The organism is Streptomyces sp. NPDC007905 (genome assembly GCF_042959345.1).
GTDB lineage: Bacteria > Actinomycetota > Actinomycetes > Streptomycetales > Streptomycetaceae > Streptomyces.
In genome coordinates, this window is sequence record NZ_JBIBKS010000014.1 from 86,219 (window position 1) to 104,434 (window position 18,216).

The following is an 18,216-nucleotide window of genomic DNA, read 5'->3' on the forward strand; positions in this document are numbered from 1 at the left end:
TGCGCTGTGCTGGTCCTCCGTGCCGCCGGTGCACCGCCCGTCGGCGCCGAGCGGCCCGCGCTCAGCGACGCCATGCCTCGATCGGGTTGCCGAGCCACCGGGTGTCGTCGGGGACGGACTCCGCGGCCATGACGAGCGACGCGGGACCCAGCGTCGTACGGGCCCCGATCGTGCTGCCGGGCAGCACGATCCCGCCAGGGCCCAGGGTGGCGCCCTCACGGAGCACCACAGTATCCGTCCTCAAGATCCGGTCGTGGAAGAGGTGTGTCTGGAGCACACAGCCCCGGTTCACGGTCGTGGCGTCCTCCAAGGTCACCAGATCCGTCTCCGGCAGCCAGTAACTCTCCACCCACACGCCCCTGCCGATACGTGCGCCGAGGCCCCTCAGCCACGCCGTCGTCACCGGCGTGCCCGGCACCGAACCGGCCAGCCACGGCACCGCGAGCACCTCGACGAACGTGTCCGCCAGCTCGTTGCGCCACACGAAGGAGCTCCACAGCGGATGCTCCCCGGCGCGGTGCCGCCCCACCAGCAGCCACTTGGCGACGATCGACACCATGGCCGCCACGGCACCCGCCGCGAGCAGCACCAGCCCCGACAGCAGCGGCGCCCACACCCCGAGCGCGGACAGCGCGACCACCGTCAGCCCGGCCAGTGCCGCCGAGCACAGCACCGGCACGATCCGGCCCAGCTCCACCGATCCGCGTGCCCACAGCAGCCGGACGGGCGGGTCGTAGGTACGGCTGCGGTCACCGTCGTTCGCGCTGCGCGGCAGCTTCACCGGCGGCAGGCCCAGGTACGAGGTGTTCTTCTTGGCCTTCTTGGGTGTCGCGGACAGCACCCCGACGAGACCGCCGTCCGGCACGCTACGGCCCGGGGCCGTCATCCCCGAGTTGCCCAGAAAGGCCCGTCGTCCGATCTCCGCGCGCCCGATCCGCATCCAGCCGCCGCCGAGCTCGTACGGCGCGGTCAGCGTGTCGTCCGCGAGGAAGGCACCGTCACCGACGGTGGTCAGGGTCGGCAGGGCGAGGACGGTGGACACCTCGGCGCCCCGCCCGACGCGCATCCCGAGCAGCCGCAGCCACACCGGTGTCACCAGCCCGGCGTACAGCGGGAACAGCGTCTCCCGGGAGCGGTCCATCAGCTGGGTGACGGTCCACGCCTGCCAGCCGATCCGGCCGTGCGTGGGATGGGTGCCTTCGCGCAGGCCCAGGCTGAGCAGCCGTACGGCGACGAGGATCAGCAACGCGTACGCCAGTCCGAAGGCGAGCGTCGCCGGTACCAGCGCAAGCGCCGCGTGCGGCAGCGCCTCGCCGATCCCGTCGCCGGGCCTCACCAGCAGCCCGGCCACCAGGAGCGCCGCCACTGCCGCGAGCAGCGGCAGAGCGCTCAACCCGAAGCCGGTCACGCCGTACATGAACCGCCAGTACGTGCCCCGCTGCGGACGCTGCTCGGGCCAGTTGCGCTTGGCCTTGCCGAGCTTGGCCGCGGGCGCGCCGGCCCAGCGCTGGCCGGTCGGGATCTGACCGGTGACCGCCGAACCGGGCGCCACCTCGGCCCGCTTGCCCACGCGGGCCCCCGGGAACAGCATGCTGCGCGTCCCGACCACCGCGTGGGCGCCGACCCGCACCGGTCCGATCTCCAGCCGGTCGCCGTCCAGCCAGTGGCCGGACAGGTCCACCTCGGACTCCACGGCGGCCCCGCGCCCCAGCCTGAGCATGCCGGTGACCGGCGGCAGCGAGTGCAGGTCCACGTCGGCGGCGACCTTGCCGCCCAGCGCCCGCGCGTACCGCTCCAGCCACGACCCGGTCAGCGAGGTCGCCCCGCTGAACTCGGCGAGCCGCTCCGCGGTCCACAGCCGCAGATGGACGCTCCCGCCGCGCGGATACCGCCCGGGCCGCACGCCCCGCAGCAGCAGCCGTGCACCGCCCGCCGCCACCACGATCCGCCCCGGCGGACTGAACAGCAGCAGGGCACCGGCGGCGATCGGCCACCAGGAGGCGGTCGGCAGCCAGGAGTAGCCGGGCAGCAGATTGCCGACCGCGGCCAGGGCGAGCGTCCAGCGCAGCCCGAGCAGGGTGAACAGCGGCAGCAGCAGGAGGGTTTGGACGACCTGGGCGCGCACCGGCACCGGCGTGACCGTCCGGGCCGTGCCGTCCTCCTGCGCCGAGGCCTCGAGCCGCCGGGCCAGCTTGCGCAGCACCGGCTGCTGGTAGATGTCGAGGACGGCCGCGCTCGGGTAGCGGGTGCGCAGCAGGGTGGTGAGCCGCGCGGCGGCGAGGCTGCTGCCGCCGATCGCGAAGAAGTCGTCGCAGGCGCCGCTCACCGGGATGCCGAGGACCTCCGTCCACTGCTCGGCGAGCCAGGCCTCGGTGCCGTAGAGCTGTTCGGCCTTCCCACCACCGGACTCCAGTCCCTCCACGGGCCAGGGCAGCGCGCCTCGGTCGACCTTCCCGGAGGTGCGGGTGGGCAGCTCGTCGACGGGGGCGAGCAGTGGCACGAGGGCGGCGGGCAGCTCGGCGCGCAGCCTCTCGACCGCGGCCCCCTGGTCCCAGCCGTCCTGCGTGACGACGTACCCGACGAGCAGTTGGTTGCCGCTGCGGGCGGTGCGCACCGCGGCGGCCGCGCCCGCGACGCCCGGCAGCGCCTGCAACGCGGCATCGACCTCGCCCAGCTCGATCCGCCGGCCGCCGAGCTTGATCTGCTCGTCGGCCCGCCCCAGGAAGACCAGCCCTTCGGGCTCGGCCCTGACGAGGTCACCGCTGCGGTACGCCCGTTCCCAGCCGAGGGACTCGAGCGGCGCGTACTTCTCCGCGTCCTTCCCGGCATCGAGGTATCGCGCGAGCCCGACTCCGCCGATCACGAGCTGCCCGCTGCCGCCCATGGCCACGGGCTTCCCGCCCTCGTCCACGACGGCGAGCTCCCAGCCGTTCAGCGGAAGTCCGATGCGCACGGGCCCGCCGCCGGTCATCAGCGAAGCGCAGGCTACGACGGTCGCCTCCGTGGGCCCGTAGGTGTTCCACACCTCGCGCCCTTCCGTGACCAGCCGCTGCGCCAGCTCGGGCGGGCAGGCCTCACCGCCGAAGATGAGCAGGCGTACGTCGTTGAGGGTTTCGGGCTCCCACAGCGCGGCCAGCGTCGGCACCGTGGACACCACCGTGATCTCCTGCTCGACCAGCCAGGGGCCGAGGTCGGCACCGCTCCTGACCTGGGACCGGGGCACGGGCACCAGACACGCCCCGTACCGCCAGGCCAGCCACATCTCCTCGCAGGAGGCGTCGAAGGCGACGGAGAGTCCCGCCATGACCCGGTCTCCGGGCCCGATCGGCTCGTCCGTGAGGAACAGGGCCGCCTCGGCGTCCACGAAGGCGGCGGCACTGCGGTGTGTGACGGCGACGCCCTTGGGTGTGCCGGTGGACCCGGAGGTGAAGATGATCCAGGCGTCGTGCTCGACACCGGGCCGTCCGACAGGCTCGCCGGACGAGTCGCCCACGTCGATCCGGTGGCCGGCCCCGATGACGGCCCGCACCTCCGCCTCCCCGAACACCAGCTCGGCCCGCTCGTCGGGGTCCTCGGCGTCGACGGGAACGTAGGCGGCACCGGCCGCGAGTACGGCCAGAACGGCGACGTACAGATCATTGGTCCCGGAGGGGACCCGCACGCCGACCCGGTCCCCGAGCCCCACCCCCGCCTCGGCGAGTCGCCGGCGCAGCCGCTCGACCTCGACGGCGAGCGCGCGGTAGGTGAGGCGCGTGCTGCCGTCGTCCAGGGCGAGCTCGTCCGGGTACGAACGCACGGACGCGTCGAAGACATCGACCAGCGTGCGCGGCGAGGCGGCGGGCCCCGCGGAGAAACGTGCGGTGTCGCCGAGCTGTTCGCGGATTTCCTCGTCGAGCAGGCCGAGAGCGCTGCCCTCGTGTATGGCTGCCATCCGGTCCTCGCGTCTCGTGCCCGGAAGCCTCCGGGGCGCTGGCGGGCCCGCAGGTCTGCCTGGGGTTGTCCGGCTCCAGCTCCGTAACAAGCCGGAAATTTTAGTACGACGCTAGCCTCGTCCCCTTGGCCGGGCCACTTGGCACGGCCGTTCGGGGTTGCCCGGGAGATCAGCCGGACGGCGCTGACCTGCTGATACGCGAGCGGAACGAGAGGTGGCCCACACATGCCGCCAAGGACGGGACATTACCGGGCAGTTGGTGCACACGTCCGGCCGCCGCCCGCTGCCGACCCCGCCGTGAGCTGCGTGACGGACAGCCAGGGCGGGGCCGTCGCGGGGGAGTTGGGCGGGGTTTAAGGGGCGGGGGGAGCAGGGTCCAAGGGTGACGAGGGCGCGTCACCGGCCGGCCTTGCCCGCCTCAGCTCCGCTGCCCCCAGGCCATCACCATGCCGGGCCCGAGTTCGGCGAGTCGGGGCGAGGCCAGGTAGGCGAGTGCCTCGTCGACGACGGCGGCGTCCACCCGGCCGGTCTCCTGCAACGCGGGCCGCATCCGTTCCCAGGTCTCGCACCAGAAGCGAGCCAGGGGGCTGTCCGCGACCAGCGGTGGGCAGAAGAGTTCCGCGGCGACGTCCCGCAGGCCTTCCTCCCTCAGGAAGTGCGGACAGGCCGGGACGCAGGACGTGTCGGTGCCGATCGTCGACCTCAGCGCCTGCCACATGGCGTCCATCGTCCGCCGGTAGGCGGAGGAGGTGTCCAGGGCATTCGGCACCTCGACGGCATCGCCGATCACCAGCCGGCCTCCCGGGTTCAGCCATCCCGCGAGCCGGGAGATGATGCGGCGCCGTTCGGGCAGGTGCATGAGGACGAACCTGGCATGGATCAGGTCGAAGCCGCCCAGGCGCAGGCTCTCGTCCGTGAGATCGGCGGTGACCACCCGCACCCGGGGGCCCGCGAGGGCGTCCAGGCCGCTGGTGTCCCGGTCCAGGGCGACCACCTCCTCGACGCCCGCCTCCTCCAGCAGCCGGCGCGCCACCGTTCCGGTCCCCGCACCCACGTCCAGGCACCGGCTGCCCGGCCCCGCGCCCAGAGCCCGCAGACGGTGCGTGGTGACGGGGTCGTAGATCAGTGCGGCGGCGTCGATCCGTTCGGCCTCCTGGAGGTGCTCCGGACCGAAGAGTTCCTCTCCGTAGTGGCCCTGGCGGGTGGCTCCCCTTCGCTCCGCACCTCTCGACGCCATGAGAACTCCCTGGTCATCGACGCTCGGCCGGCCTGCGACGGCGGTCAACTCCAGCCTGCGGGGTGCTTCTCCTTTTCACACGCCGTCACGGCCGTTCAGGAGAACCGATCGCGCGCAGCATCCCCAAGGCCCGCTGCAGGGGCGCCGGACCCGTGTCCGTGATGCCGGCCGCACGACGGGCCCGGCGCGTCCGCAGTACCGCGCGCACCGCGGAAAGGGCCGCGCACGCGATCACGGCGGCCTGGAGGTCGGCGTCGGGCGTGTCCGGGGGCAACCTGCGCTGCACCAGGATGGTGAGCCGCTCCTCGAAGTCGGAGAAGGCCTGCACGAGACGGGTCGTGATGACGTTCTCGATGTCCTCGAGCGGGTGACCGAGGGCGGTCAGGGTGGAGGCCGAGAACGGCTTGGCCGCCGCCAGCAGCGCGTTGCACACCGCGTCCAGGGGCTCCTCGTCCGCCGGACGCTCGGACAGGGCGTTCTCGACGTAGGCGAAGATCTGGACGCCGTCCGGCAGCAGCAGTGCTTCCTTGCTCTCGAAGTACCGGAAGAACGTACGCACGGAGACGTTCGCGTACGCGGCGATGTCCGCGACCGTGGTGTCCTCGAAGCCGTGCTCCTTGAACAGGCGGGCTGCGCCTTCCAGCAGCAGGCGCCGCGTCTCCTCCTTCTTGCGTTCGCGCAGTCCGGCGGGGGTGCTCTCACTCGGCATGGGCCGAGCCTCCGCCATGGTGTCGCGACTGTCAATTGACACCCCTGTCATGTGAAGCGCAGCGCGCCAAAATCTGTCATGGATGCCAATTGTCATTCGTGTCATCCCTCTCTAGAGTTCGTGTCACTCGTGACACTTTCTTGGGAGAACACGGTGCCCCGACCCTCGCAGCACCCCACAGCGCCGGCCGAAACGCGCGCCGACGCGCATCCGCTGACGGACCCCGCGCCGGTCCGCGGCGGCCTTGCCCGCCTCGGCGGCCTCTGTGCCCGGCATCCGACGGCGGTCATCGTCGCCTGGTTGCTGCTCCTTCTCGCCGCTCTGGCCGGACGGCACATCGCCGCACCCACCTTCAGTGACCAGGTCAGCCTGCCCGGCACCGCCTCCCACGCCGGCGCCGACCTGCTCGCCACCTCCATGCCCGAAGCAGGCCGGCCCAGCGGCAAGGTCGTCTTCCACACCGGCTCGGGCACCCTGGCCGACCGGCATGCCGCACTCGACCGAACCCTCGCCGACGTGCGCGGCGTGCCGCACGTCACCGCCGCCTCCCCGCTCGTGACCAGCGACGACGGACGCACCGCCTACACCACCGTCTCCTTCGACGAGCAGCTGAAGAACCTCGGCCACCACTACACGGCGCGACTGGACACGGCGACGGAACCCGCCCGGGCGGCGGGCCTGGGCGTCGCCTACGGCGGCGACCTGGAACAGGTGGTCCGTGAACCCGCCGACGACAAACTGAGCGAGGGCGTCGGCGTCGTCACCGCCCTGGTCATCCTGCTGCTGGCCTTCGGCAGCATCCTCGCCGCGCTGCTGCCGCTGGTCACCGCGCTGGTCGGCGTCGGAGTCGGCCTGGGGATCGTGGGCATCGTCGCCACCACGGTCTGCCTCGCGACCTCCGCCACGACCCTCGTCGGCATGATCGGCCTGGGCGTGGGCATCGACTACGCCCTGTTCCTGACCACGCGCTTCCGCCAGGACCTCATCGAGGGGCGTGATCCGGTCGAGGCCGCGGCCCGCACGGCGGGCTCCAGCGGACGTGCCGTCCTCATCGCTGCCCTGACCGTCGCAGTCGCCATGCTCAGTCTGTACGGGTGCGGGCTGAGCTTCATCGGCAAGATCGGCCTGGCGGCCACCCTCGCGGTCGTCGTCACCGCCGGTGCCGCCCTCACCCTGGTCCCGGCAGCCCTGGGCCTGGTCGGCAGGCACATCGACAGGCTCCGTCTGCGCCGCCCCGTCGCCGAGAGCACGGGAACGCGCGACGGCTGGCACCGCTACGCGGAACTCGTCTCCCGGCGCCCCTGGCAGTTCCTGGCCACCGGCCTCGCGGTCCTCGGCGTGTGCGCCGTACCGCTGCTGTCGATCCGCCTCGGCCACGTAGACGCCGGCGCGGACCGGCCCGGCAGCAGCACCCGTACCGCGTACGACTGGATCGCGCACGCCGCCGGGCCGGGCTTCGGCACGGGGGCCAACGGCCCCATCGTCGCCGTGGTCGACGTGAGCGACGTGAACGCGTCCGCCGACCGGATCTCCGACGAGGTGACCGCTGCTCTCAAGGGCACCCAGGGCGTGGCGTCCTTCACCCCCGTCGAGCCGAGCGCCGACGGGCGGATCCTCGTCACCACGCTCACCCCGGCCACGGGCCCGCAGGACGCCGCCACCGATGCCCTGCTCGGCACCCTTTCCGGGCGTACGCTGCCCGAGGCCCTCGGCGGCACCGGCGCCGAGGCCTATCTCACCGGCAGCGTGGCCGGCCAGGCCGACTTCCGCGACACGGTCGGTGAACGGCTGCCGACCGTCATCGGCATCGTCCTGGTCCTCGCCTTCCTGCTGCTCATGACGGTCTTCCGCAGCGTGGTGATCCCCCTCAAGGCCGTCGTCCTCAATCTGTTCACCACGGCCGCGTCCTACGGTGTGCTCGTCGCCGTCTTCCAGTGGGGCTGGGGCGACTCACTGCTGGGGCTGTCCGAACCGGTGCCCATCGAGTCGTACGTGCCGATGATGATGTTCGCGATCGTCTTCGGACTGTCCATGGACTACGAGATCTTCCTGCTCTCCCGGATCGCCGAGGCCTGGCATCGCACCGGTGACAACCGGCGTGCCGTGGGAGAGGGACTGTCCGCGACGGCGCGCGTCATCTCCGCCGCCGCCTTCATCATGACCGCGGTGTTCCTGTCCTTCACCGCCTCGCCGACCGTGGTCGTGAAGATGCTCGCCCTGGGACTGGCGATCAGCGTGATCGTCGACGCCACGGTGGTCCGGCTCGTCCTCGTGCCGTCCGCCATGTTCCTCATGGGCAGGGCGAACTGGTGGATACCCCGCCGCCTCGACTGGATCCTCCCGCAGCTGCACGCCTGACCGTCTCACCACCCGCCCCCGACCCGACGATCCGGAATGAGTGCCCACGTGACATCGAACCGTCGGAAGAGGCCCCGCATCCTCGTGGCCGTGACCGCGACACTGGCCGCCCTCACCTGCGCGACCGATCTGCTTGTCGAACACAGGACCGAGGGGCAGGTCGCCGCCCGGGCCTCGCACCGACTGAAGCCGGAAGGCCCGGTGCACGCCGCTCTCACCACGCCGCTCGCAGGGCTGCGCACACTTGGCGGTGAGGTCGGGGACGTCGAGGTGAGCGCCGAGGGCGTACGCCGTCAGCACACCGTGATGGATGTGACGGTCCGCCTGAAAGACGTCACGACGGATGGCGACAGCGCCGGCGGCACCGGGACCGCCACCGTCGGATACGACCAGGTGACCCGGCGCGTGGGCTCGCTCGGTGAGGGCCTGACAGCCGGCGGGCAGGACGGCGACCTGCTGCTCAGCGGGAGCGTCGGCCGTCTGGGGTTGCCGGTCACCGTGCGGGCCGAGGTGACCACGACGTCGAACGCGTTCACCGTCACGCCCACGACGATCAGCATCCTCGGCCGCAGCGCGGCGGTGGACGACCTCGCTTCCCTGCCCGCGGCCTCCGGACTGCGGGCCGAGCTCGAGCCCCGGACCGTGGCCGTCACCGAACTTCCGCGCGGCGTCGCGCTGACGTCCGCCCGCGCAGCCGACAGCGGTCTCGTCCTCGCCTTCTCGATAGCCGCGGGCCCGACCCCGAGCGCGGGCGGGGGAGCGGCTTGACCGCCGGAGCGGCGGCGGAACAGGACGCGGCCGACGCGAACGCCTTCGGTTCCCGCTCCGGTCGGCGTTCACCGCAAGGGGGCGACCGCCCTGCACCCTTGGATGGTTACCCTCACGTAGCAATAAGCTGGATGAACGCGCGGCCGGCACGTCAACGACCACGCCGGGCCGAGGTTCGAACGTGAGGGAGCGACCGATGACAGAGGGAACCGAGCGAGCCGTACTGGCGGGCGGTTGTTTCTGGGGCATGCAGGACCTGATCCGCAAGCAGCCGGGCGTGGTGTCCACGCGTGTCGGGTACAGCGGTGGCGACACACCGAACGCCACGTACCGCAACCACGGCGACCACGCAGAGGCCATCGAGATCCTCTTCGATCCCACGGCCACGAGCTACCGGGACATCCTGGAGTTCTTCTTCCAGATACACGATCCGACCACGCAGGACCGCCAGGGCAACGACATCGGGCGCAGCTACCGGTCCGCGATCTACTACACCGACGACGAGCAGCACCGCGTCGCCGTGGACACCATCGCGGACGTCGAGGCGAGCGGACTGTGGCCGGGGAAAGTGGTCACGGAGGTCGAGCCCGTGGGCGACTTCTGGGAGGCCGAGCCCGAGCACCAGGACTACCTGGAGCACTATCCGAACGGCTACACCTGTCACTTCCCGCGACCGAACTGGAAGCTGCCGCGCCGAGCTCCCTCAGGGACGAAGTGAGACCTGGCCCTGCGCCGGCACACCGCTCCCGGCCGCGACGCCGGTGACCCCCGATACCCCTGCGCAGGGGGTGTCGGGGCACACGGCCACGGCCGGCTCACGCATCATGAACACGTCCACCGGATCCTCGGTCTCGACGGTGAACCCGTGCCGCTCGTACAGCCGCCGGGCCGGACTGCCCTGGAGCACGTTCAGCCGGACCAGGGTGCCGTCGCGGTCGCACTGCTCCAGCAGCCCGCGCAGTACGGCCGTACCGATGCCGCCGCCCTGCAGGTGCGGGGCCAGGTAGAAGTGCTCCAGCCAGTGGGCGTCCTTTGCCGGCCGCAACGACACGCACCCGGCGAATGCGCCGCCCACCTCGATCACCCAGGTGTGTGCGGGCACGAACCCGTCCCGCAGCCGCTGCCGCACCAGCCGCTCGTCGTACCGCCCGAGCCGCTCCAGATCGGCCCGCAGCGCCACCGCCCGCAGCTCGGCCACCGCCTCGACGTCCGCCACCGAAGCCGGCCGAATCCCCCAGTCCACCATGATCGGCAGATTACCGCGCCAAGCTCCTCCGACTCCTCGAGCCCCACATCCGCGCGACCTCGGCCCCGATGCGCAGGCCCGCGGGGTGTGGCCGGATCGGGAAACCAAAACCTATGCCCGCGCATTCAAAGAAAAAACGGGCCGAATCGAGCGAGTGTTCGCGGAATCGCAGGGAACCAGGAGCAGCGGAGGTTGATAACTATGGTTCCCCTGCTTCTTGTACTCCTGCTGGCCCTGATCCTCTTCGGCGCGGGCTTCGCGCTGAAGGCACTGTGGTGGATCGCGGTGATCGTGCTGATCGTCTGGCTGCTCGGCTTCGTTGTCCGTTCCGCGGACAGCGGCGGCCGTAGGGGCCGTTGGTACCGCTGGTAGCCCGTCGGAAGCACGCGGCGCCCCTGTGGGCCCGGGCATTTGCCCGGGCCCACAGGGCTGTCCGGACGGTCACCGTATCCGGAGAAATCGGTGTAGGCGCCACCTTCACGGGCATGAGAGGTCATAGCTGGGGCCCGGTGACAGCAGTGGGACCTGCCTCCATGCACCGGACCCCAGCGTCAGGGACGCGACGCGGAGTTCCGTCGGGCAGGGGCGTTCAGGAACGACTGCGGAGCCGGCGCGCGAGCACCCGCAGTGTGCTCGTCGGGGGCGGGGACACGGAACCGCGCACTACTGCGGCGCCTCGCGCGCGAACCGCGTCGGCGGTCAGCAGTTCGATCTCCACCAGGGCGCTCATCAGCCGCCGGTTGGGCGCCGGGGTCAACGCCGGCAGTTCCCTGGCGGCCACCAAAGCGCCGCGGGCCGCGGTGACTTGGTCTTCCACCAGCTTTTCCAGGGCCGGCCCGCCGTCGCCGACGGCCAGGTCTTCCAGGGTGAGGGAGAAGTGTTCCAGCGTTGCGGCCGGGACACCCACTCGTCCTTCCCGCACGTCTTCGGCGAGGTCGTTGACGAAGTCGAGACGCTGGCTGCCTTCGATGAAGGTCCGGCACGCGGCCCGGTACCGGGTGTCGTCGGTCTTGGGCCCGAGCAAGGCGCCGACCAGCATGAAAGCGGGGAACGAGTAGGCGTCGACGTAGGCTTGGTAGTCCTGCTCGGTGGCGAAGCCGGCGAAGTCCAGTTCGGCCGTCGCGGTCGACAGGTAGGACTCAACCGTCTGCCGCAGCCGCGGATGTGCGGACACGGTGTTCACCAGCGTGCGGACCAGGGCGGAGTCACTCTCGCCCGTCGTCAACGCTTCGCGTACCTCCTGCTCCCAGGACGCCCACGCTGCTCTGCGCTGCGACGAGGGCCCGGTGTCCAGGAGGTTGTCACCGTGGTGCATCACCGTGGTCGCCGCTACGACGTGCGGCAGTACAGGCCGTGGCAGCAGCAGTGTCGCCGCCAGGTACGGAGCCCGGCGAAAGCGCCGCACGAGGTGCCGCGGAGAGTCGTAGTCCTGGCGCAGCCCCGGCTCCCGGATGCCCGCCGCGTCCAGGCTCTTCGTCCATACACTCACGGTGCGATCGTAGGCGCAGGCGCCCATGACACCGCGGGAGGCGGCGGCCTTTGCGTCCGGCCCGGACTCCACTGCGGCGCTCGCACCGCGCCACGGCGACGACGCGGTGAAGGTGGCGGGCCTGCGGTAGAGGCACTTGGATCCTGCCGGCCCGGCGTGGAACGCGTCGCCGCGGGTCGGCTGTCAGAGGGGTGTGACAGAGTCTGCGCATGCTCGAGATCGCGGTGAAGACGGAGAACGGGGAGCGGCACGTCCGGGTGTCCGGCGAGGAGTTGGCCGGTCTGGTCCGGCGTATCGGTGCCGACGGTGACCGGTTCCTGGTGGTCCAGCGGATACCCGACCTGCCCGACGTCTTCGCTCAGGTCTGGCACGAGGCCGGTGGAGGCTACACGTTGGAGCACCGCGACGGCGCCGCCGACCGGCATTTCCAGGCGTTGGTCGACAGGCCCGACGCCGTGATCGCCGCGTTGACCGGCTGGGCCCGCCAGGAGACCGGTTGGGACGCTGGTCCGGCCTGGTCACTGCTGGACATGGGCCCCACCCGCGAAGTGCCGCCGCTCGACCTCGACGCAGTGGAACGCGAGGAGTTGGAGCGGTGCGTGCGCCAGGTGCTGGTCGGCGGCTACGTCTCCCGCGCCGAACTGGCGGAGCTCGCAGAGGAATACCTCGTGACCGAGGACCGCCGACCCGTTTCGCGCGAGCAGGCGAAGGAGCTCGCCGACCGGATGTGGATCGAGCGCGTCGCGGAGCAGGCCACATGGCAGGGGGAGACCGACCCGGAACGCCTCACCCGCGCGTTCAGCGCGCTGCAGGAGGCCGGTATCACCGCTCGCGAGAACTTCACCTGCTGCCGCAGTTGCGGCCAGTCCGAGATCGGAGGCGAAGGCGGCCCCGACGCCCGCGGCTTCGTCTACTTCCACTCCCAGTGCACGGACGCCGCCGCGGCCGGCCACGGACTGACGCTCCTTTACGGCGGCTTCGACGGAACTTCCGAGACCACCGCGGCAATCGGCCACGAGGTAGTGGCCGCTCTCGAAGCAGCCGGCCTCCACGCCGAGTGGGACCATGACCCGGGCGGGGCCATCACCGTCACGCCGCTGGACTGGCGCCGCCGCTTGGTCGGCTAGGACATGTTCGATGATCAGAGGGAACCAGGTAGCCGGATTTCTGGCCTGTCACGTACGCAGCGATGAGTTTTTCCGGCCCGGTGAGTCTCACCACCGTAGTCGACAGTGCAGGAGAAACAGGTGACTCAGCTACTGAGGGTGCAGAACTTCAACGTTTCGCGTGACGGAATCGGTGCCGGTGAGGACCAGAGCCTGGAGAGGCCGTTCGGCCACGTCGATCCCGGGAAGATGTTCGCCTGGGCCGGCGCCACGGCGAGCTGGCCCATGCGCACCGACCCCGGGGGGAGCCGGGGACTCGACGACTACTTCATCCGGGACTACGCACGCAACATCGGTGCCGAGATCATGGGCCGCAACAAGTTCGGGCCGCAGCGCGGGCCCTGGCACGACCATGAGTGGCGCGGCTGGTGGGGCGACGAGCCCCCCTTCCGCACCCCGGTGTTCGTCATGACCCACCACAAGCGTCCTTCGTTCACGCTCTCCGACACCACGTTCCACTTCGTCGACGGCGACCCGGCCACAGTCCTCGAGCAGGCACGGGAGGCGGCGCAGGGCAAGGACGTCCGACTTGGCGGCGGCGTCACCACCATCCGGCAGTTCCTCGACGCCGACCTCGTCGACACCATGCATGTAGCGGTCTCGCCGGTGGAGCTCGGGTCCGGACTGCGACTCTGGGAGTCCCCGGATGAACTGCTCGACCGGTTCCACCTCGATGTCGTGCCCAGCCCGAGCGGGGTGACACACCACCTGTTCTGGCGAAAGTGACACGACGGCCCACTCGGTGACGTCCGTGGAGCGTGCCCGGCACGGCGTCCGGGTCGCCCGCGTCCGAGCCGAAGACCTGCGGCGGCAGGCCCTCGTAGCGGTAGGCCTCCTGTCCCCCCTGGTCCAGGGGGAGGGCGGGCGGCCACCGCAGGTGCTTCGGGCTCAGTGCGTGCTCGTCGAGCATCAGGCCCACCAGGTCGCGGTGGAAGCCCTGACCGGAGTGGCTCGCGGCCGCCGGGGCCGGCCGTTCGCCTGCGAGCTTCAGGCCGGCGCGGAGCACACCCGCCGCCTGCATGGGTTGTTGGAGGAGCGGGGGAAGAGGGGGGATGTCACGTCGCCGAGTGCCAGTTCCACCGAGCCGTCGGCGGCGAGCAGTACCAGGCTGCCCCGGTGACGTCCTTCGACGAATCCCGGGCGGACGACCTCGGCGAGGACCGGGTTGGTGACGGTGGCGGCGGCCATGGCGGGCCGGGGCACCGACGGTGGCCTTCCGGACGGGGGTCGGACCGACCTGCCGGGCCCGGCGCCCCTGATCGCCGGGGTCGCCGGTCAGGTGAGCAGGCCGTCCACCTGGTCAGTGGCCGGCTCCGGATGCGCCTGGCGGCGGGCGCCGTACGGCACGCGGAGGGTGGGAATGCCTGCGGGCCTCGTGTGGTTGGAAGCACCGTGGTGGTGAAGGGGACAGTGTCCCCGGGCCTCACCTTCTGCCCATGAGGACGATCGTTCGGCTGAAGCCTCGTGGAGCGTTTCCGCCGCGTAGGCGACCGCCCTTCACGACCACCGTTCCGGTCGTGCGGCCCAGCCGGTTTCCGGCTCGGGCGGCACGACGGGAACCGGGAATGCCGCAGCGCACCGCCTTGTTGAGCACAAATGACATGCCCGGGTCAAGACCGGGTGTGCGAAGGGAGAACCTCATGGCACGCAGCACCGTGCGTCCCGTCGTCAGGCTGAAGTCGACGGCAGGGACCGGCGTCACCTACGTGACGCGCAAGAACCGTCTGAGCGACCCCGACCGGCTCGTCCTGCGCAAGTACGACCAGGTCGTCGGCCGGCACGTCACCTTCCGCGAGGAACGCTGAACCACGCCGTCGCCCCTCCCGGCGGACGGCCACGAGGAGACAAGCCCCATGAGGTCTGGCATCCATCCCGAAACCCGGCCGGTCGTCTTCCGCGACCGGGCCGCCGACACCCTGTTCCTCATCCGTTCGACCGCGGCCGCGTCCAAGACGATCGTGTGGGAGGACGGCGTCACCTATCCGCTGATCGACGTGGAGATCTCGTCGGCCGGCCATCCCTTCTGCACCGGCACCGCGCGGGTCGTGGACACCGCCGGGCGCATCGAACGCTTCCAGCGCCGCTACGGCCGTCCGGCCACGCATCGCGGCTGACCGCCGTGTGCGCCTGAGCACGAGGAGAACCGAGTCATGAAGGTACGCAAGTCCCTGCGCTCACTGAAGTCCAAGCCCGGCGCCCAGCTGGTGCGCCGCCGCGGCACGGTGTTCGTCGTCAACAAGAAGAACCCCCGCTTCAAAGCCCGTCAGGGCTGACAGATCACGCCCAGAAGGCGCCCGGCCCGGTCCTGCCACCCGCAGGGCCGGGCCGAGCTGCACCGATGAAGAGGACGGCGGCCGGCGTGTGGGCTGCCCCGCCGGGCATGCCGCGATCCGGGCCAGGGCAGTCGTCGCGCCTCGTCGTCACCCTCGGCGACGGCGGACACACCGGTCGCCGAGCGAGGAGCCGCAGTGTTAGAAAAGGGGCATGAGCGGACGTTCCCGCTGGCCATGGGGGAGGGCGGCGCCACCGCCCGGCACACGGAGGTCATCCGAGCCGTCCCGTCGTCCAGGCCCATGGCCGTCACCGGGACGCCGCCTTGCGCCGTCCCTGAGCGTGCGCACCCTCGCCGCGCAGGTCTTTCTGCTGCAGGCCCTCATCATGCTGGTGGTGGTCGCGGTGTCGGCCGCCGCCCTGGTCCTGCAGGGGCGGTACGACGCCGAGCGCAGCGCCAGGAACCGTTCACTGGCCGCGGCCGAGGCGTTCGCGCACGCGCCCGGCACAGCACTCGCGCTGCAGTCACCGGACCCGACGGCACGGCTGCAGACGGCGGCCGAGCAGGCGAAGCAGGGATCCGGCGTCGACTTCATCAGCGTCCTCGACGAACACGGAGTCCGCGTCACCGATCCGGTCCCCGCGCTGATCGGCACGAAGGCACAGGGCGTCGGCCGCGCCGCCGCCGGGGAGGCGTTCACGGAGACGTTCCACGGCCGGCCCACCAACGCCGTGCGCGCGGTCGTCCCCGTGATGGACGCGAGCAGACGTGTGGTCGGCATGATCAGTGCCGGAATCCAGTTCGCGCCCCTGGGCCACGTGCTGAACCAGCAGCTGCCGATGCTGCTCGGTGCGGTGGGGGTGGCCCTCGTCCTCGCGACCGGTGGCACGGCTCTGGTCAGCCGGCGGCTGCTGCGGCAGACCCACGGGCTCGGCCCGGCCGAGATGACCCGGATGTACGAGCACCACGACGCGGTGCTGCACGCGGTGCGCGAGGGCGTTCTGATCGTCGGTGGCGACGGGCGACTGCTGCTCGCCAACGACGAGGCGCGCCGGCTGCTGGGCCTTCCCGAGAACGCGGACCAGCGGCAGGTGACGGAGCTGGGGCTGGGGTCCGGTCTGACACGGATGCTGGTCTCCGCTGAAGCCGCCACCGACGAGGTGATCCGCGTCGGAGGCCGGCTGCTGGCGGTGAACATCCGGCACACCGCACCGTACGGCGGTGCCCAGGGCCTGGTCGCCACCTTCCGTGACACCACGGAGCTGACAGCGCTGTCCGGCCAGGCCGAGGTGGCGCGGGGCCGGCTGTCGTTCCTCTACGAGGCTGGCATGCGGATCGGCACCACACTCGACGTGCAGCGCACGGCCGAGGAACTCTCCGAGGTGGCGGTCCCGCGCATGGCCGACTTCGTCACCGTGGAACTCCTCGACTCCGTGCTGCGCGGCGAGGAGCCCACGGGCGCGGTGCACCGGATGCGGCGCACCGCCCTGCGCGAATCGCGGGCCGGGCATCCGTTGCAGCCGGTGGGAGATCTGATCCAGTTCGTGGTGGCCGACACACCCATGGTGGCGGCGCTGCAACGCGGCAAGGCCGTCCGGGTACCGGATCTGCACACCGCCCAGGACTGGCGGGCCCAGGACCCGGAGGGGGCGAGGGAGGCGCTGGACTACGGCATCCATTCACTGATCACGGTCCCTCTGCGGGCCCGAGGGATTGTCCTTGGCATGGTCAACTTCTGGCGGGGCGCCGACTCCCCGCGGTTCGAGGAGGAGGACGTCGCGGTGGCCGAGGAACTGGTCGCCCGGGCGGCCGTCGCGATCGACAACGCGCGCCGGTACTCCCGTGAGCACGCCCTGGCCGTGACGCTGCAGCGCAGTCTGCTGCCCCTGGGCCTTCCGGAGCAGGACGTGCTGGAGATCGCCTCCCGCTATCTGCCGGCGCAGTCCGGCGTGGGCGGCGACTGGTTCGACGTCATTCCGCTGCCCGGCTTCCGGGTGGCGCTGGTCGTCGGCGACATCGTGGGGCATGGCCTGCATGCCGCGGTCACGATGGGACGGCTGCGGACCGCGGTGCTGAACTTCTCCTCGCTGGACCTGCCCCCGGACGAACTCCTGGGCCACCTCGACGAGATGGTGACGCGGCTGGACACACAGACGGCGACCGCCGCCGACGACCGTGCACCGCTCACCGGCACCACCTGCCTCTACGCCATTTACGACCCGGTCGGCGGGCACTGCACCCTCTCCCGAGCCGGACACGTCGCACCGGCCGTGGTGGATGCCCGGGGCAGGGTGACCTTCCCCGACCTTCCCCTGTCGCCGCCCCTGGGGGTGGGCGGGCACCCCTTCGAGGCCGGCGAGCTGGAACTGCCGGAGGGCAGCCGTCTCGTCCTGTTCACCGACGGCCTGATCGAGAACCGCGGACGGGACGTCGACGAGGGCCTGGAGATCCTCCGCTCGACCATTGCCCATGCGGACCAGACACCGGAGGAGACCTGCCACGCCCTCATGGAGAAGATGCTGCCCGAGCACCCCACCGACGACGTGGCGGTGCTGGTCGCCCGGACTCGGCTGCTCGACCCGTCCCGGGTCGCGACCTGGGAGGTGCCGTCCGAGGTGAGGGCCGTGTCCCAGGTGCGTGCGGACGTCAGCCGCCGCCTGGACGACTGGGGACTGCAGGACTCGGTGTTCACCACGGAACTGATCCTCAGCGAGCTCCTCACCAACGCGATCCGGTACGGCGCTCCGCCCGTGCGGGTCAGGATCCTGCTGGGGGCCACGCTGGTCTGCGAGGTGTCGGACGGCAGCAACACCTCGCCCCGGCTGCGGCGCGCGGCCACCACCGACGAAGGAGGCCGCGGCCTGTTCCTGGTCTCCCAGTTCGCGGACCGGTGGGGCACACGCTATGCGCCGCGGGGAAAGGTGATCTGGGCCGAGCAGACACTGGGCCGCAGCCGGGAACCGGACGCGGCCGCGCTGTTCGACGCCATGGCCTGGTGAGACCGCCGGACCGGACCGACGGCGAAGCCGGCCACCTTCCT

The 18,216-nt window shown here is 71.4% G+C and carries 15 protein-coding genes and 1 pseudogene; 10 read left to right on the forward strand and 6 right to left on the reverse strand.

What is annotated here, in order from left to right:
• Window positions 1-61: 61 nt before the first annotated feature.
• The 3 genes from ACFZDC_RS24545 to ACFZDC_RS24555 form a co-directional block, all read right to left on the reverse strand.
• Window positions 62-3,931, reverse strand: a complete 3,870-nt coding sequence (locus ACFZDC_RS24545; protein WP_391327084.1) for a Pls/PosA family non-ribosomal peptide synthetase — start codon at window positions 3,929-3,931, stop codon at window positions 62-64.
• A 418-nt stretch (window positions 3,932-4,349) separates the two neighbouring features.
• Complete coding sequence (locus ACFZDC_RS24550) at window positions 4,350-5,168, reverse strand: methyltransferase (RefSeq protein ID WP_391327086.1); 819 nt, start codon at window positions 5,166-5,168, stop codon at window positions 4,350-4,352.
• An 85-nt stretch (window positions 5,169-5,253) separates the two neighbouring features.
• Complete coding sequence (locus ACFZDC_RS24555; RefSeq protein ID WP_391327088.1) at window positions 5,254-5,877, reverse strand: TetR family transcriptional regulator; 624 nt, start codon at window positions 5,875-5,877, stop codon at window positions 5,254-5,256.
• A gap of 153 nt (window positions 5,878-6,030) precedes the next feature.
• On the opposite strand from ACFZDC_RS24555, the gene ACFZDC_RS24560 reads away from it, so the two are divergent.
• The 3 genes from ACFZDC_RS24560 to msrA all read left to right on the forward strand — a co-directional run bounded on the left by ACFZDC_RS24560 (window position 6,031) and on the right by msrA (window position 9,721).
• Window positions 6,031-8,235: an MMPL family transporter gene (locus tag ACFZDC_RS24560; RefSeq protein WP_391327090.1), complete on the forward strand. Its 2,205-nt coding sequence runs from the start codon at window positions 6,031-6,033 to the stop codon at window positions 8,233-8,235.
• A 90-nt stretch (window positions 8,236-8,325) separates the two neighbouring features.
• On the forward strand, window positions 8,326-9,003 hold the full coding sequence (locus tag ACFZDC_RS24565; RefSeq protein ID WP_391327092.1) for an LmeA family phospholipid-binding protein: 678 nt from the start codon (window positions 8,326-8,328) through the stop codon (window positions 9,001-9,003).
• A 196-nt stretch (window positions 9,004-9,199) separates the two neighbouring features.
• Window positions 9,200-9,721 (forward strand): peptide-methionine (S)-S-oxide reductase MsrA, encoded by a 522-nt coding sequence (msrA, locus tag ACFZDC_RS24570; protein ID WP_391327093.1) that lies wholly within the window; start codon window positions 9,200-9,202, stop codon window positions 9,719-9,721.
• On the opposite strand, the gene ACFZDC_RS24575 is transcribed toward msrA, so the two are convergent.
• Window positions 9,707-10,249: a GNAT family N-acetyltransferase gene (locus ACFZDC_RS24575; RefSeq protein WP_391327095.1), complete on the reverse strand. Its 543-nt coding sequence runs from the start codon at window positions 10,247-10,249 to the stop codon at window positions 9,707-9,709. The genes msrA and ACFZDC_RS24575 overlap by 15 nt on opposite strands.
• A gap of 201 nt (window positions 10,250-10,450) precedes the next feature.
• On the opposite strand from ACFZDC_RS24575, the gene ACFZDC_RS24580 reads away from it, so the two are divergent.
• Window positions 10,451-10,621, forward strand: coding sequence for a hypothetical protein (locus ACFZDC_RS24580; RefSeq protein WP_055705189.1), 171 nt, complete (start codon window positions 10,451-10,453; stop codon window positions 10,619-10,621).
• 217 nt (window positions 10,622-10,838) lie between these two features.
• On the opposite strand, the gene ACFZDC_RS24585 is transcribed toward ACFZDC_RS24580, so the two are convergent.
• Complete coding sequence (locus ACFZDC_RS24585; RefSeq protein WP_391327097.1) at window positions 10,839-11,738, reverse strand: squalene/phytoene synthase family protein; 900 nt, start codon at window positions 11,736-11,738, stop codon at window positions 10,839-10,841.
• A 209-nt stretch (window positions 11,739-11,947) separates the two neighbouring features.
• Here ACFZDC_RS24585 and ACFZDC_RS24590 point away from each other — a divergent pair, with 209 nt between their 5' ends.
• Both ACFZDC_RS24590 and ACFZDC_RS24595 read left to right on the forward strand, forming a co-directional pair.
• Window positions 11,948-12,865, forward strand: coding sequence for a DUF6891 domain-containing protein (locus ACFZDC_RS24590; RefSeq protein WP_391327098.1), 918 nt, complete (start codon window positions 11,948-11,950; stop codon window positions 12,863-12,865).
• A 120-nt stretch (window positions 12,866-12,985) separates the two neighbouring features.
• Entirely contained in the window at window positions 12,986-13,630 is a 645-nt protein-coding gene (locus tag ACFZDC_RS24595; RefSeq protein WP_391327100.1) for a dihydrofolate reductase family protein, read from the forward strand.
• Between the two features lie 88 nt (window positions 13,631-13,718).
• On the opposite strand, the pseudogene ACFZDC_RS24600 reads toward ACFZDC_RS24595, so the two are convergent.
• Window positions 13,719-14,092: pseudogene (locus ACFZDC_RS24600) on the reverse strand (asparaginase); the annotation flags it as partial.
• 452 nt (window positions 14,093-14,544) lie between these two features.
• On the opposite strand from ACFZDC_RS24600, the gene rpmG reads away from it, so the two are divergent.
• The 4 genes from rpmG (at window position 14,545) to ACFZDC_RS24620 (ending at window position 18,175) form a co-directional block, all read left to right on the forward strand.
• A complete protein-coding gene (rpmG, locus tag ACFZDC_RS24605) occupies window positions 14,545-14,709 on the forward strand; it encodes a 50S ribosomal protein L33 (protein ID WP_391327102.1) in 165 nt (54 codons plus the stop codon).
• 48 nt (window positions 14,710-14,757) lie between these two features.
• Window positions 14,758-15,018 (forward strand): type B 50S ribosomal protein L31, encoded by a 261-nt coding sequence (locus tag ACFZDC_RS24610; protein ID WP_391327103.1) that lies wholly within the window; start codon window positions 14,758-14,760, stop codon window positions 15,016-15,018.
• Between the two features lie 36 nt (window positions 15,019-15,054).
• Window positions 15,055-15,177, forward strand: coding sequence for a type B 50S ribosomal protein L36 (ykgO, locus tag ACFZDC_RS24615; RefSeq protein WP_391327106.1), 123 nt, complete (start codon window positions 15,055-15,057; stop codon window positions 15,175-15,177).
• A 211-nt stretch (window positions 15,178-15,388) separates the two neighbouring features.
• On the forward strand, window positions 15,389-18,175 hold the full coding sequence (locus tag ACFZDC_RS24620) for a SpoIIE family protein phosphatase (RefSeq protein WP_391327108.1): 2,787 nt from the start codon (window positions 15,389-15,391) through the stop codon (window positions 18,173-18,175).
• The last annotated feature ends 41 nt before the right edge of the window (window positions 18,176-18,216 follow it).

Bases quoted from the DNA above. Each gene is read 5' to 3' on its own strand.
- ACFZDC_RS24610 (WP_391327103.1), top strand. From the start codon at position 14,758: ATGAGGTCTGGCATCCATCCCGAAACCCGGCCGGTCGTCTTCCGCGAC.
- ACFZDC_RS24575 (WP_391327095.1), bottom strand. From the start codon at position 10,249: ATGGTGGACTGGGGGATTCGGCCGGCTTCGGTGGCGGACGTCGAGGCG.
- ykgO (WP_391327106.1), top strand. From the start codon at position 15,055: ATGAAGGTACGCAAGTCCCTGCGCTCACTGAAGTCCAAGCCCGGCGCC.
- ACFZDC_RS24550 (WP_391327086.1), bottom strand. From the start codon at position 5,168: ATGGCGTCGAGAGGTGCGGAGCGAAGGGGAGCCACCCGCCAGGGCCAC.
- ACFZDC_RS24555 (WP_391327088.1), bottom strand. From the start codon at position 5,877: ATGCCGAGTGAGAGCACCCCCGCCGGACTGCGCGAACGCAAGAAGGAG.
- ACFZDC_RS24620 (WP_391327108.1), top strand. From the start codon at position 15,389: ATGAGCGGACGTTCCCGCTGGCCATGGGGGAGGGCGGCGCCACCGCCC.
- rpmG (WP_391327102.1), top strand. From the start codon at position 14,545: ATGGCACGCAGCACCGTGCGTCCCGTCGTCAGGCTGAAGTCGACGGCA.
- msrA (WP_391327093.1), top strand. From the start codon at position 9,200: ATGACAGAGGGAACCGAGCGAGCCGTACTGGCGGGCGGTTGTTTCTGG.
- ACFZDC_RS24580 (WP_055705189.1), top strand. From the start codon at position 10,451: ATGGTTCCCCTGCTTCTTGTACTCCTGCTGGCCCTGATCCTCTTCGGC.
- ACFZDC_RS24590 (WP_391327098.1), top strand. From the start codon at position 11,948: ATGCTCGAGATCGCGGTGAAGACGGAGAACGGGGAGCGGCACGTCCGG.
- ACFZDC_RS24545 (WP_391327084.1), bottom strand. From the start codon at position 3,931: ATGGCAGCCATACACGAGGGCAGCGCTCTCGGCCTGCTCGACGAGGAA.